This is a genomic window from Cupriavidus pinatubonensis (assembly GCF_019602855.1).
GTDB classification, from domain to species: Bacteria; Pseudomonadota; Gammaproteobacteria; order Burkholderiales; family Burkholderiaceae; genus Cupriavidus; species Cupriavidus pinatubonensis.
The window spans coordinates 3,548,934-3,562,444 of the sequence record NZ_CP080767.1 but is presented as its reverse complement, the minus strand read 5'-3'; the positions used below and the strand labels follow the sequence as shown (position 1 = coordinate 3,562,444).

12 protein-coding genes are annotated in these 13,511 nt (G+C 64.3%); 9 read left to right on the top strand and 3 right to left on the bottom strand.

Annotation, left to right across the window (positions count from 1 at the left end; translation table 11 throughout):
• Positions 1 to 23 precede the first annotated feature (23 nt).
• The 6 genes from rpsK to dsbD all read left to right on the top strand — a co-directional run bounded on the left by rpsK (position 24) and on the right by dsbD (position 5,483).
• Positions 24 to 422: a 30S ribosomal protein S11 gene (rpsK, locus tag K2O51_RS29185; RefSeq protein WP_010812376.1), complete on the top strand. Its 399-nt coding sequence runs from the start codon at positions 24 to 26 to the stop codon at positions 420 to 422.
• A gap of 286 nt (positions 423 to 708) precedes the next feature.
• A complete protein-coding gene (gene rpsD / locus K2O51_RS29180) occupies positions 709 to 1,332 on the top strand; it encodes a 30S ribosomal protein S4 (protein ID WP_011299298.1) in 624 nt (207 codons plus the stop codon).
• A gap of 171 nt (positions 1,333 to 1,503) precedes the next feature.
• Positions 1,504 to 2,484: a DNA-directed RNA polymerase subunit alpha gene (locus tag K2O51_RS29175; protein WP_011299297.1), complete on the top strand. Its 981-nt coding sequence runs from the start codon at positions 1,504 to 1,506 to the stop codon at positions 2,482 to 2,484.
• 142 nt (positions 2,485 to 2,626) lie between these two features.
• Positions 2,627 to 3,022 (top strand): 50S ribosomal protein L17, encoded by a 396-nt coding sequence (rplQ, locus tag K2O51_RS29170; RefSeq protein ID WP_011299296.1) that lies wholly within the window; start codon positions 2,627 to 2,629, stop codon positions 3,020 to 3,022.
• A 109-nt stretch (positions 3,023 to 3,131) separates the two neighbouring features.
• The gene (gene cutA / locus K2O51_RS29165) at positions 3,132 to 3,512 is read left to right on the top strand and encodes a divalent-cation tolerance protein CutA (RefSeq protein ID WP_011299295.1); all 381 of its coding nucleotides are present in this window, start codon (positions 3,132 to 3,134) and stop codon (positions 3,510 to 3,512) included.
• A gap of 51 nt (positions 3,513 to 3,563) precedes the next feature.
• Entirely contained in the window at positions 3,564 to 5,483 is a 1,920-nt protein-coding gene (dsbD, locus tag K2O51_RS29160; RefSeq protein WP_011299294.1) for a protein-disulfide reductase DsbD, read from the top strand.
• 3 nt (positions 5,484 to 5,486) lie between these two features.
• Here the strand turns inward: dsbD and K2O51_RS29155 are convergent, their stop codons facing one another.
• The 3 genes from K2O51_RS29155 to yihA form a co-directional block, all read right to left on the bottom strand.
• Positions 5,487 to 6,677, bottom strand: coding sequence for a magnesium transporter CorA family protein (locus K2O51_RS29155; RefSeq protein ID WP_011299293.1), 1,191 nt, complete (start codon positions 6,675 to 6,677; stop codon positions 5,487 to 5,489).
• A 15-nt stretch (positions 6,678 to 6,692) separates the two neighbouring features.
• The gene (gene hemB, locus K2O51_RS29150; RefSeq protein ID WP_011299292.1) at positions 6,693 to 7,685 is read right to left on the bottom strand and encodes a porphobilinogen synthase; all 993 of its coding nucleotides are present in this window, start codon (positions 7,683 to 7,685) and stop codon (positions 6,693 to 6,695) included.
• Positions 7,686 to 7,954: 269 nt separating this feature from the next.
• A complete protein-coding gene (gene yihA / locus K2O51_RS29145) occupies positions 7,955 to 8,641 on the bottom strand; it encodes a ribosome biogenesis GTP-binding protein YihA/YsxC (RefSeq protein WP_011299291.1) in 687 nt (228 codons plus the stop codon).
• A 448-nt stretch (positions 8,642 to 9,089) separates the two neighbouring features.
• Between yihA and K2O51_RS29140 the strand changes: the two genes are divergently transcribed.
• From K2O51_RS29140 to ccsB, 3 genes are all read left to right on the top strand, one after another.
• The gene (locus K2O51_RS29140; protein WP_011299290.1) at positions 9,090 to 9,749 is read left to right on the top strand and encodes a c-type cytochrome; all 660 of its coding nucleotides are present in this window, start codon (positions 9,090 to 9,092) and stop codon (positions 9,747 to 9,749) included.
• Positions 9,750 to 9,904: 155 nt separating this feature from the next.
• Positions 9,905 to 12,106: a cytochrome c biogenesis protein ResB gene (locus K2O51_RS29135; RefSeq protein WP_011299289.1), complete on the top strand. Its 2,202-nt coding sequence runs from the start codon at positions 9,905 to 9,907 to the stop codon at positions 12,104 to 12,106.
• Positions 12,107 to 12,197: 91 nt separating this feature from the next.
• The gene (ccsB, locus tag K2O51_RS29130) at positions 12,198 to 13,403 is read left to right on the top strand and encodes a c-type cytochrome biogenesis protein CcsB (protein ID WP_425332990.1); all 1,206 of its coding nucleotides are present in this window, start codon (positions 12,198 to 12,200) and stop codon (positions 13,401 to 13,403) included.
• Positions 13,404 to 13,511 lie beyond the last annotated feature (108 nt).

Below are 13,511 nucleotides of genomic sequence, written 5' to 3'. Positions count from 1 at the left end.
GCCGAAGGCAGAGGAAGAAACTAATGGCAAAAGGTCCGAATAACGCCGCTCGCGCGCGTAAGAAGGTCAAGAAGAACGTTGCCGACGGCATTGCGCACGTCCACGCTTCGTTCAACAACACCATCATCACGATCACCGACCGTCAGGGCAACGCCCTGTCGTGGGCGACCGCTGGTGGCCAGGGCTTCAAGGGTTCGCGCAAGTCGACCCCGTTCGCTGCCCAGGTCGCTGCCGAGAACGCCGGCCGTGTGGCGCAAGACCAGGGTATCAAGAACCTGGAAGTGCGCATCAAGGGCCCGGGCCCGGGTCGTGAGTCGGCTGTCCGCGCACTGAACGCGCTGGGCATCAAGATCGCGATCATCGAAGACGTCACGCCGATTCCGCACAACGGCTGCCGTCCGCCGAAGCGCCGTCGTATCTAAGCGTTGGCGTGTCCGAGCCGGCGGGTTTACCTGCTGGTTTTGGATATGGTAGTATCGCGCGTTGACCTGCTGCATTTGATGCGGCAGGTTTTCGTTTTGCTCGACAGAAATGTCGCATAAGACACATTTCGGTTGCGCTCTGTACATGCTTTCAGCGTCGTACCCGGTAACGGGACGCGCTTCATAAGCCCACCGTCCGTCACGGTCACCGGCAATTCCCGGTGGACAGCGCTGGCGGACTCGCGGCGCGTCAACAAGGCGTCGCGATCGAACAAAGGAAGACAACGTGGCACGTTATACCGGCCCGAAGGCCAAACTCTCCCGCCGTGAAGGTACCGACCTGTTCCTGAAGAGCGCCCGTCGCTCGCTCGCCGACAAGTGCAAGCTGGACAGCAAGCCGGGCCAGCATGGCCGCACCTCGGGTGCCCGCACCTCCGACTACGGCAACCAGCTGCGTGAAAAGCAGAAGGTCAAGCGCATCTACGGTGTGCTCGAGCGCCAGTTCCGCCGCTACTTCGCCGAAGCCGATCGCCGCAAGGGCAACACCGGTGAGAAGCTGCTGCAACTGCTGGAATCGCGCCTGGACAACGTGGTGTATCGCATGGGCTTTGGCTCGACCCGCGCTGAGGCACGCCAGCTGGTGTCGCACAAGGCGATTCTGGTGAACGGTCAGACTCTGAACGTGCCGTCGGCCCAGATCAAGTCGGGCGACGTCATCACCATTCGCGAGCAGTCGAAGAAGCAAGTCCGTATCGCTGAAGCGCTGTCGCTGGCCGAGCAGTCGGGTTTCCCGACCTGGGTTGCCGTGGATGCCAAGAAGTTCGAGGGCACCTTCAAGCAAGTTCCGGACCGCGCTGACATCTCGGGCGACATCAACGAAAGCCTGATCGTCGAACTGTACTCGCGTTAATCCGCGGGCAAGACGACTCAGCGCTTGCGTTCGCCGCAAAGCCTCTCCTTCTGCAGCCCGACGCGCACTATGCGCGGTCGGGCTTGTTGCCCATCGTGCGATGGGATTTCAAGGTTCCAAACGTCAGCCTTATCGGTGTAACGAGCCGAGGGTATTGAAAAGGACAACCTAATGCAAACAGCACTCCTCAAGCCAAAAATCATCGCCGTCGAGCCTCTGGGCGACCATCACGCCAAGGTCGTGATGGAGCCGTTCGAGCGCGGCTACGGCCATACGCTCGGTAACGCCCTGCGTCGCGTGCTGCTGTCGTCGATGGTCGGTTATGCACCGACCGAAGTGACGATCGCTGGGGTGGTCCATGAGTATTCCACCATCGATGGCGTGCAAGAAGACGTCGTCAACCTGCTGCTCAACCTGAAGGGCGTCGTGTTCAAGCTGCACAACCGCGACGAAGTCACGGTTTCGCTGCGCAAGGACGGTGAGGGCATCGTGACTGCAGCCGATATCGAGCTGCCGCACGACGTCGAAATCATCAACCCGAACCACGTCATCGCTCATCTGTCGGCCGGCGGCAAGCTGGACATGCAGATCAAGGTCGAGCAAGGCCGTGGCTATGTGCCGGGCAACGTGCGCAAGTTCGGCGACGAGTCGAGCAAGGTGATCGGCCGTATCGTGCTGGACGCCTCGTTCTCGCCGGTGCGCCGCGTGTCGTACGCCGTCGAGTCCGCTCGCGTCGAGCAGCGTACCGACCTGGACAAGCTGGTGATGAACATCGAAACCGACGGCGTGATTTCGCCCGAGGAAGCGATTCGCCAGTCGGCCCGCATCCTGGTTGATCAGTTGTCGGTGTTCGCCGCGCTGGAAGGCACCGAGTCCGCCGCCGAGGCCGCTTCGAGCCGCGCACCGCAGATCGACCCGATCCTGCTGCGCCCGGTCGACGACCTGGAGCTGACCGTGCGTTCGGCCAACTGCCTGAAGGCAGAGAACATCTACTACATCGGCGACCTGATCCAGCGTACCGAGAACGAGCTGCTGAAGACCCCGAACCTGGGTCGCAAGTCGCTCAACGAGATCAAGGAAGTCCTCGCCTCCCGTGGCCTGACCCTCGGCATGAAGCTCGAGAACTGGCCGCCCGCAGGTCTGGACAAGTAATTGTGATGCGAGGCTTCGGCCTCGCGTTGCGGACCGCCCCGGTTCCGGCCGGGGCATGTATGACTACCGGCCCGCGTCTCGGGAGCTTGCTCCCGGGGTGATAGAAGAGCTGGTCAAACACTCAATCTGAAAAGGAATCATCATGCGTCACCGTCATGGTCTGCGGAAACTGAACCGCACCTCGTCGCACCGTCTCGCGATGCTGCGCAACATGTCCAACTCGCTGTTCCAGCACGAGCTGATCAAGACCACCCTGCCCAAGGCCAAGGAACTGCGCAAGGTTGTCGAGCCGCTCATCACGCTGGCCAAGAAGGACACCGTTGCCAACCGCCGTCTGGCTTTCGCCCGTCTGCGCGACCGCGACATGGTCACCAAGCTGTTCACCGAACTGGGCCCGCGCTACAACGCTCGTCCGGGCGGCTACACGCGTATCCTGAAGTTCGGCTTCCGTCAGGGCGACAATGCGCCGATGGCGCTGGTCGAACTGGTGGATCGTCCGGAAATCACCGAAGCTCCGGCTGAAGAAGCTGCTGAGTAAAGTTGAGTTCCAGCCCGTCTCCCGACGGGTTCGGACACACCGCTTACAATCGAGCCAGGCAATTTGCCTGGCTCTTTTGTTTTTGTGCGCCAGGATTCGGAGGGGCCAGATGCAAGCCGGTAACAGTTCACAAAATGCCCAGGACGGCGGCAACGAGGCGGTCATTGCCGTGCTGACCAACCTGCCCGATGCAGACACCGCGGCGAAGCTTTCGCGGGCCTTGCTGGAAGCGCGCGTGTGCGCGTGCGTGAACCGTCTTGCGCCCGTCGAATCCGAGTACTGGTGGCAAGGCAAGCTGGAACAGGCAACGGAATGGCCGCTGCTGGCGAAGACCACGCGCGGACAATATTCGGCGGTGGAGGCTGTGATCCGCGCCAATCATCCCTATGATGTGCCGGAAATCATTGCCTGGCCCGTGAGCCAAGGTTTCGGACCATATCTCGCATGGGTGCGGGGCGAGGTAACTCGCGCCGAGCAACACAAGGATTGAGGCGCCAGGCACACAGCATCGCAGAGTGACAGAAAGGATTCAGGACGGTCTATGAGCATGGGTTTTGCGCTTTTGGCGCGGTCATACGGGGCGGGCTGGGCGCGGCATATCGCCGCAGTGCTGGCGGTGATGGTGGCCTGGTTGTGCCTGGTCACTGGCGCCCATGCGGCCACGGAAGACGATTTCCTGCCCCCTGAGCAGGCCTTTCGCTTTGCCGCCCGGCAGATCGACCCTCAGACCATTGAAGTGCGCTTCGACGTGGCAAGCGGCTATTACCTGTACCGGGAGCGCTTTGCCTTTGCCGCCCGGCCCGACACTGTCCGCCTGGGCCAGCCCGAATTTCCTCACGGCAAGGTGAAGTTCGACGAGACGTTCGGCAAGGAGATGGAAACCTACCGCGATGCGGTGGTGATCCGCTTGCCGGTCCAGTCCGCGCCGGCTGATGGCAAATGGTCGCTCGTCGTCACGTCCCAGGGCTGTGCCGACAAGGGACTCTGCTATCCGCCGATGGAAAGCGTCTACAAGGTGGGTGGCTCGCCCTTGGGGAACCTGTTCGCCGACAGGCCGCGCAGCGAGGCGACCGTGCCGCCGGCAGCGTCGGCGAGGCCCGGTACGGAAGCCGTTGCGCCCCCCGCGCGCCTCGACGAGAACGACCGCATCGCCGGCGTCCTGGCCAGCCGCAACCTTGGCGTCGTCCTCGCATTGTTCTTTGGCCTTGGCCTGCTGCTGACGTTCACGCCTTGTGTGCTGCCGATGGTGCCCATCCTGTCGTCCATCGTCGTCGGCGAGCACGCGACGCGCAGCCGTGCGCTGGTGGTGTCGCTGGCCTATGTGCTCGGCATGGCCGTCGTCTATACGGCGATTGGCGTTGCCGCAGGCCTGCTCGGCGAGGGCCTGGCCGCAGCGCTGCAGACCCCGGCCGTGCTGGCCGCGTTCGCGGCGCTGATGGTGGCGCTGTCGCTGTCGATGTTCGGGCTCTACGAGCTTCAGCTGCCGCAGCATTGGCAGACCCGCTTGACGGCCACATCAAACCGCCGCCAGGGCGGGCAAGTGATCGGCGCCGCGGCCATGGGCGCGATCTCCGCGCTGATCGTCGGGCCGTGCGTGACGGCACCGCTAGCCGGTGCGCTCGCGTATATCGCGCAGACCCGCGATGCGGTAACCGGCGGCACCGCGCTGCTGGCCATGGCACTGGGAATGGGTGTTCCGCTGGTGCTCGTTGGCGTGGGCGCAGGCAATCTGCTGCCCCGCGCCGGGCACTGGATGGAGGCCACCAAGCGCTTCTTCGGCTTCCTGCTGCTGGGCGTGGCGATCTGGATGGTGACGCCGGTGCTGCCGGCGTGGCTGACCATGGCGCTGTGGGCCGCGTTGCTGCTGGTGGCTGCGGTGTTCCTGGGCGCGTTTGATGCGCTCGGTGCTGAGGCCCGCGGCCTGGCGAGGCTGGGCAAGGGACTGGGTGTACTGGCGGCGCTGGCGGGTGCGATCCTGCTGCTGGGACTGGCCTCGGGTGGCCGGGATCCGCTGCAGCCGTTGGCGCACCTGAGCTTGGCACGCGTCGCTGGCGGTGGAGCGGAGACGGCGGCAGGACCGCAGTCCGTGCGCTTCGAGCGCGTCCGCAGCGTCGCGGAACTGGATGCACGCGTGGCCCAGGCAGCGGCCGCCGGCAAGCCCGTGCTGCTCGACTTCTACGCGGACTGGTGCGTAAGTTGCAAGGAAATGGAACACCTGACCTTCACGGACGCCAAGGTTCGGGCGCGCATGTCGGAAATCGTGCTGCTGCAGGCTGACGTGACCGCCAACAACGCCGATGACAAGGCGCTGCTCAAGCGCTTCGGCCTGTTCGGTCCGCCGGGGATCATCCTGTTCGGCGCCGATGGCCGCGAACGGCCTGTGCGCGTGATCGGCTACCAGTCCGCAGGCCGCTTCCTGGACAGCCTGGAGCGTGCGTTCGGTACACGCCCCAGCACCTGAGCCCTACCGCTCCAACTGCCGCCCAAGTCCCCATACGGCGGCCAGTATCACCACCACCGCGCCCATCAGGCCGATCGACCACCAGAACCCGTCGGGCTCGCGCAGCCACGGCATGCGTTCGAAGTTCATGCCGAAGATGCCGGTGATCAGCGTCAGCGGCATGAATAGCGCCGTGATCAGCGTCAGCGTGCGCATTGTGCGGTTGGTCCGGTGGGCCACCGCCGAGAAATGGATCTGGACGGCGGACTCGATCGAGTCTTCAAGTCGGCGCGCATGCGCGAGCACGCGCTGGATGTGCTCCATCAGGTCGTTGATGCGCACGAGCAGCACTTCGTCGCGGCCCGGTGCCTTGTCCGCTGGCTCGGTCGGATCGGCGCTGTAGCGGTTGTCCAGCACGCTGTCGCGGAACTCCTGCAGCGCATCGCGTTGTTCTTCGCTCAGGTGTTCGAGCCTGCGCAGCTGAATGCGTGCATCCAGAAGCCCTTCCCAGCTCGAGAAACTGCGTCGCGAATTGAGCAGCGCGCGTTGCCAGCGGTCGAGCTGGCGCGTGAGCGGCGCGCGCAGTTCAAGATAGCGGTCGACCATGGCGTTGAGCAGGCGCAGCATCAGGTCCTCGGGCCGGCTTGGCGGCCGCGTGCCGTGCAGCAACGGCGCGTGGCCGTACGCTTTCGGCGCCACGGGGCGCGGCTCCTGGCAGGATTCCAGCAGGCGCTGGCGTACCTGGTCGATTGTGCGCGACGGGCCCGGCCGGACGGTGACAAGTACTGTGTCGAAGACGAAGAAGGTGACCGGCTGGGTGTCGATGCGGGCCAGTGCGGGCAGGAAGCCGGGAGGATAACGCCGCGGCTTCGGCGCGGCTTCGACCGCTGTCACCGGTGAGCCGTCGGCCTCGGCGATCGCGCGGCTCGTCTCGAACGTCAGCTTGCGGAAGATCACCATGTCGTACGCGTGCGTCGTGTCGAAATACGACGGATGCGCCGTGTTGGTGGCATCGGTCAGATGCAGGTCGAGGATCGGCGCTCCGGCAAGCCGCCGCACGTTCTCGCGCCAGACGTCCGGTGCAGCGGATACCTCTTCGATCGGGAAATCGGCCCAGACAAAGCGGGCCGCCGCATTGCCGCCGAGGAACGCCGCCGCCTCATCCAGGGAGGCGAGCGGGTGAACCTGGCCGGCTGAAAAGCCTAGCAACTCCATGCGTGCGGCGTGGCCTTAGCCGGCGAGCAGGCGCGCGGCGTCGCGCGCGAAGTAGGTCAGGATGCCGTCGGCGCCGGCGCGGCGGAACGCCAGCAGCGATTCCATCATGACCTTGTCATGGTCGAGCCAGCCGTTCTGCGCGGCGGCCTTGAGCATCGCATACTCGCCGCTGACCTGGTAGACGTAGGTCGGGAAGCGGAACTCGTCCTTCACGCGGCGCACGATGTCCAGGTACGGCATGCCGGGCTTGACCATCACCATGTCGGCGCCTTCCATGATGTCCTGGGCGACTTCGCGCAGGGCTTCATCGGTGTTGGCCGGGTCCATCTGGTAGGTCATCTTGTTGCCTTTGCCCAGATTGGCAGCCGAGCCGACGGCGTCGCGGAACGGGCCGTAGAACGCTGACGCGTACTTGGCCGAGTACGCCATGATGCGCGTATGGATGTGGCCCGCGTCTTCCAGCGCCATGCGCACGGCGCCGATGCGGCCATCCATCATGTCGGACGGCGCGACGATGTCGACGCCGGCCTCGGCCTGGACCAGTGCTTGCCTGACCAGGATCTCGACAGTCTGGTCGTTGATCACGTAGCCGTTGTCATCAAGCACGCCGTCCTGGCCATGGCTCGTGTACGGGTCGAGTGCCACGTCGGTCAGCACGCCGAGTTCCGGGAAGCGGTCCTTCAGCGCACGCACGGCGCGCGGCACCAGGCCGTCGGCATTGGTCGCCTCGATGCCGTCGGGCGTCTTCAGCGACGGGTCGATGACCGGGAACAGCGCGATCACCGGGATGCCGAGTTTCACGCAGTCTTCGGCCACCGGCAGCAGCAGGTCGACCGACACGCGCTCCACGCCGGGCATGGATGCCACCGTCTGGCGCTGGTTCTGCCCGTCCAGGATGAAGACGGGATAGATCAGGTTGTCCGGCGACAAACGGTTTTCGCGCATCAGACGCCGCGAGAAGTCATCGCGACGCATGCGGCGGGGACGGTACTCGGGAAAGGCAGACATGGCAGCTTGAAGGAGGGAAATTCACAGGAGGAAATGTGCGGAAGATGGTTCACCACCGACCCGCGGCGGGCACGCCGTAGCGCATTCCGCAGAAAAACTAAACTTTTGTGTGTGCCCGCTATCATACTCGCGGACACCTTGCGTTGCGCCTCGCGTGGCGCGGTGTCCCCCGCTACTCCTCCCTGAGCGGGTACCCGCCTCAACCGGCGGGAAAGTTCGTCCCCGTTGCTTGCAACGGGGCTTTTTTTTGTCCGCGCGCTATGGTCGTGTCACTCGGACGCGCCCGGCGCAGCCGGTTGTTCTGCCGGCGCCGCTGCCTGAGCTTCGGGCAGCGACAACCAGCCCGCGATGACCCGCTGTGCTTCTTCGATGCCGCGGCGCTTGAGGCTGGAAAACAGCTGGGCGGTCAGAGGCACCGGGGTGGCAAGCTGCTCCGCATAGCCTTCCAGCATCTTCCGGGTTTCGCGCAGGGCCTTGGCGTTTTCGCTGTTGGTGAGCTTGTCGGCCTTGGTCAGCAGCACATGCACCGGCTTGCCGGTGGGCAGGAACCACTCGACCATCTGGCAATCGAGATCGGTGAAGGGGCGGCGCGCGTCCATCATCAGGATCAGGCCCGAGAGCTGCGACCGGGTCTGCACGTAATCGCTGAGCAGCCCTTGCCAGTGATACTTGGCCGAGCCGGACACCTCGGCATAGCCATAGCCCGGCAAGTCGACCAGGAAAGCGATCGGATCCGGCGCTTTTACCGGGGCCACCGTGAAGTAGTTGATGTGCTGCGTGCGGCCCGGCGTGCGGGACGAAAAGGCCAGGCGTTTCTGGTTGCAAAGGATGTTGATGGCCGTCGACTTGCCGGCGTTGGAGCGTCCGGCGAACGCGACTTCGGGCACCGCGGTGGCAGGCAGGTCGCGCAGATGGTTGACGGTCGTAAAAAAGCGGGCCTGGTGTAGGAGGGACATGCGCTGAAGCGGGTGGGGCGGGCTGATTGCGGCGGCGCGACATGCGCGAAGCGCGGCAACCACGGTCACGCCGAGGTGATAAGGCTGGCGGCACGGGATCGGCCAGGCCGCCGGATTTGATCCAGCACAGGCACAGGGGCTCCATGGCATCAATCCGGCACATTATTTATTGTACAATACGCCGGTTTACGGTCTCCTGTCCGGGTGACGCAGGGCATCCATGGCCGCGTTGCCGGTGACCCGTTCCATCCGGACGGAAGGCCGTGTTTGCCGTTCCATCGTGAGCGGTGCCAGGAAGGCGGGGTCTGCTGCCTGGCGCACCGGCCTGACCGGATGTTTCGGTCGTTGCCACCACGATGCAGGGCCTTGCAAGGCGCGTCCTCACCGCCCGCAAAGTGCCGGCCGGCATGCACTACGGTATTCAATACAATTCAGACAAGGTGTGCGAATGAACCGCATTGCGAAGCTTCTGGGTGTCCTGGTGCTGGCCCTGCCTGCAACCGCCATGACCGGTCTGGCTTCTGCCTCCGAGCAAGCCGCCGCGAAGGCAGATCCGGCAAAGGGCGAAACGCTGTATACGCAGGGCGCGCCCGATCGCAATGTTCCCGCCTGCCTGAGCTGCCACGGTGCCAACGGCAACAGCGGCGCCGCCGCCAACCCGAAGCTGGCTGCACAGCATCCCGAATACGTCCACAAGCAGCTGGCCAACTTCAAGGACAAGTCGCGCAATAACGCGATCATGTCGCCGCTGGCTGGCGCGCTGAACGACCAGGAAATGAAGGACATCGGCGCCTACCTCGCGAAGCAGCCGATCAAGCCGGCCACCGCCAAGAACAAGGACACGATCGAGGCCGGCCAGAAAATCTACCGCGCGGGTATCGCGGCCAAGGGCGTGCCGGCTTGTGCCGCCTGCCATGGCCCGACCGGCGCCGGTATTCCGGCCCAGTATCCGCGCATCGGCGGTCAGTGGTCGGACTACACCGAAGCCCAGCTCGTGGCATTCCGCCAGGGCACCCGCAAGAACAATCCGGTGATGACGACCATCGCTGCCAAGATGTCGGATGCCGAGATCAAGGCCGTGGCGGATTACGTCGCCGGCGTTCGCTAAGTCGTTCCGCGCCGGCCGGACGGTTGGCCTGCGCCTCGCAGGAGCGGGGCACGAAGCAGGATGAAACCGTTGGCGTCGGCAACAATCGAAGAGGGTGGCCTGCTTGCCAAGCATGTCCACCCTTTTTTATTTCAAAGCTTACTGCTGCACTGCACATGTCGACCGCTTCCACTTCAGGCCTGCACCTGAAGACCCCCCACCGCGTGTTGCGCGACGCGGTCGAATTGTTGTCCTCGATGCGCTTTGCGATTGCCCTGCTGACGGTGATTGCCATTGCCAGCATCGTGGGTACCGTGCTCAAGCAGAACGAGCCCTACCCCAACTACGTGAACCAGTTTGGGCCGTTCTGGGCCGATGTCTTCCACGCGTTGTCGCTGCAGAAGGTCTACGGCTCGTGGTGGTTCCTGCTGATCCTGACGTTCCTGGTGGTGTCGACATCGCTGTGCCTTGTGCGCAATGCGCCCAAGATGATCGTCGATATGCGTTCGTGGAAGGACCATGTACGCGAACGCAGCCTGCGTGCGTTCCACCATCGCGGCGAATTCGAGGCGGCGCGGCCGCGCGCCGAGGCCACGGCTCGCGTCACGGCCCTCCTGCGCAACCGCGGCTACCGCACGCGACAGGTTGAGCACGAAGGCGCGACGCTGCTCGCGGCGAAGGCGGGGGCGGCGAACAAGCTCGGTTATATCCTCGCGCATACCGCGATCGTGGTGATCTGCATCGGTGGCCTGCTCGATGGCGACATGCTGATCCGCGCGCAAATGTGGTTCGGCGGCAAGACACCGATCCGCGGCAACGCCGTCATCAGCGATATCCCGCCGCAGCACCGGCTGTCGACCAGCAACCCGGGCTTCCGCGGCAATGCGTTCGTGCCTGAAGGTTCGACTGTCTCCACTGCGATCCTGAACATCGCCGATGGCGCACTCGTGCAGGACCTGCCGTTCAACCTCACGCTCAAGAAGTTCACGATCGATTTCTACCCGACCGGCATGCCCAAGCTGTTCGCGTCCGACGTGGTCGTGACCGACCGTGCCACGGGCAAGCAGACGCATGCGACGGTGAAGGTCAACGAGCCGCTGATCGTCGATGGTGTTGCGATCTACCAGTCGAGTTTCGAGGACGGCGGCTCGCAGCTGAAGTTCGTCGGCTACCCGATGCAGGGCACAGCCCACGGTACTTTCCCGTTTGCCGGCACCGTCGGTGGCAACGCCCCGCTGACCGGCACCGGCTTGGCCGCGGACACTGAAGGCCTGACCGTCGAGTTCAGCGATTTCCGCCTGATGAACATCGAGAACGTCACCGATGCCTCGGGCAAGCCCGATGCGCGTGGCGTGGCGCGCAAGTCGTTCAACGAGACCATCGAGTCGCACCTGGGCGCCGCCGCCAGCGCGCAAAAGGAAAAGACGCTGCGCAATGTCGGCCCTTCGGTTCAGTACAAGCTGCGCGACCGCAACGGCCAGGCGCGCGAGTACAACAACTACATGGTGCCGGTGCAGCTTGACGGCCAGTCGGTGTTCCTGGCCGGCATGCGCGAGTCGCCCAACGAGCCGTTCCGTTACCTGCGCATTCCCGCCGATGACCAGGGCAGCGTGGCCGACTGGATGCGCCTGCGCGCCGCGCTGCAGGACCGCGCCATGCGCGGCGAGGCGGCGCGCCGCTTTGCGCTCGCCTCGATGCCGGGTGCCGACAAGGCCGAACTGCGTGGCCAGCTTGCCGAAAGCGCACTGCGCGCGCTGGATCTCTTTGCCGGCGCCACCCGCCCGAATCCGGATTCCCCACCGGGCGGCTTTACCGCGATCGCGTCATTCCTGGAAAAGTCGGTGCCGGCGGCGGAGCAACAGAAAGCCGCCGATGTGCTGCTGAAGATCCTCAACGGCTCGATGTGGGAGTTGTGGCAGATCGCGCGCGCGCAAGACAAGCAGCCCGTGGTACCCAACAGTGCGCAGAGCGGCGCTTTCCTGCAGCAATCGATCAATGCGCTGTCCGACAGCTTCTTCTACGGCGCGCCGGTGTTCCTGCAGCTCGACGACTTCAAGGAGATCAAGGCCAGCGTGTTCCAGATGACCCGTGCGCCGGGCAAGAACATCGTGTATCTTGGCTGTCTGCTGCTGGTGCTGGGCGTGTTTTCGATGTTCTATATTCGCGAGCGCCGCGTCTGGGTCTGGATCAAGGATCCGGGCCATCATGCGGACGCCGCCGTGCAAACGGAAGCGGCATCGTCAGGCAGCCATGTGCTGATGGCCATGTCGACTCAGCGTCGCACGCTGGACTTCGAGAAGGAATTCGTCGCCTTGCGCGACGATATCGGCCGCGCGGCCGGGGCGGAAACAGACACCTCGGCGCAGGCGCAGCATTGAACCCGTCGGGCCGGACCGTGGTGATCGTCTCCGGTTGCCGCCCGGCTTTTGTGGCGCAGCCTCAGGCTGCGTGCAGATCGCAGGTAACGCTATGTCTTCTAACTTGAACCAGGCCGCCCGGCCGGCCATGCGCCCGGCGACTTCTGCTGATTCCGGCGCACTGGACGAGTCCTACCTCGAACCCTCCTTTCTGCGCCGGCTCACGTGGCTGGACTGGGCCTTCGCCGTGCTGCTGGCAGTCGGCGCCGGCGTGGCGCTGTCGCGCTACGGCCAGTGGATGAACGGCTATGACAAGGCCGTGCTGATTGCCGCGGTGCCGACTTTCGCGCTGCTCGGCTGGCACTGGAAGCCCGTGCGCCCGCTCATGGTCGGGCTCGCCGTGCTGTCGCTGTTCGCCGTGCAGCTATACCAGGGCCAGCTCGCGCGTGCCGACCAGGCGTTCTTCCTGAAGTATTTCCTGTCCAGCCAGTCGGCCATCTTGTGGATGAGCGCGCTGGTGTTCTTGTCCACACTGTTCTACTGGGTGGGACTGGCCACGCGCTCGGCGACCGGCTATAGCATCGGCAGCAAGCTGTGCTGGGCCGCGGTGGTACTCGGTTTCACGGGCATGCTGGTGCGCTGGTACGAGTCGTATCTGGTCGGCACCGATATCGGCCATATCCCGATCTCGAACCTCTATGAAGTGTTCGTGCTATTCACGCTGATCACGTCACTGTTCTATCTCTACTACGAAGGCCGTTACGCGACGCGTGCGCTCGGCCCGTTCGTGATGCTGGTGGTGTCGGCCGCAGTGGGTTTCCTGCTTTGGTACACGGTCAGGCGCAATGCGCAGGAGATCCAGCCGCTGGTGCCGGCGCTGCAGAGCTGGTGGATGAAGATCCACGTGCCGGCCAACTTCATCGGTTACGGCACGTTTGCGCTCGCGGCGATGGTTTCGGTGGCCTACCTGCTCAAGCAGCGCGGCATCCTGGCCGAGCGCCTGCCGTCGCTCGAAGTGCTAGACGATGTGATGTACAAGGCCATCGCGGTCGGCTTTGCGTTTTTCACCATCGCCACCATCCTCGGTGCGCTGTGGGCGGCGGAAGCGTGGGGCGGCTACTGGAGCTGGGATCCGAAGGAAACGTGGGCGCTGATCGTCTGGCTGAACTATGCGGCCTGGCTGCACATGCGGCTGATGAAGGGGCTGCGCGGCACCGTCGCAGCATGGTGGGCGCTGATGGGCCTGCTGGTGACAACGTTCGCCTTCCTGGGCGTCAACATGTTCCTGTCCGGCCTGCACAGCTACGGCGAATTGTGATTCATGCGGCTTCCGCATCAGTGAAGAGAACCTGCCCTGCCGGCAGGTTTTTTTTCGCCCGCAGGGAATAAACGCATCACATCCGGTGTTTACTTGAGGAACGGTGCC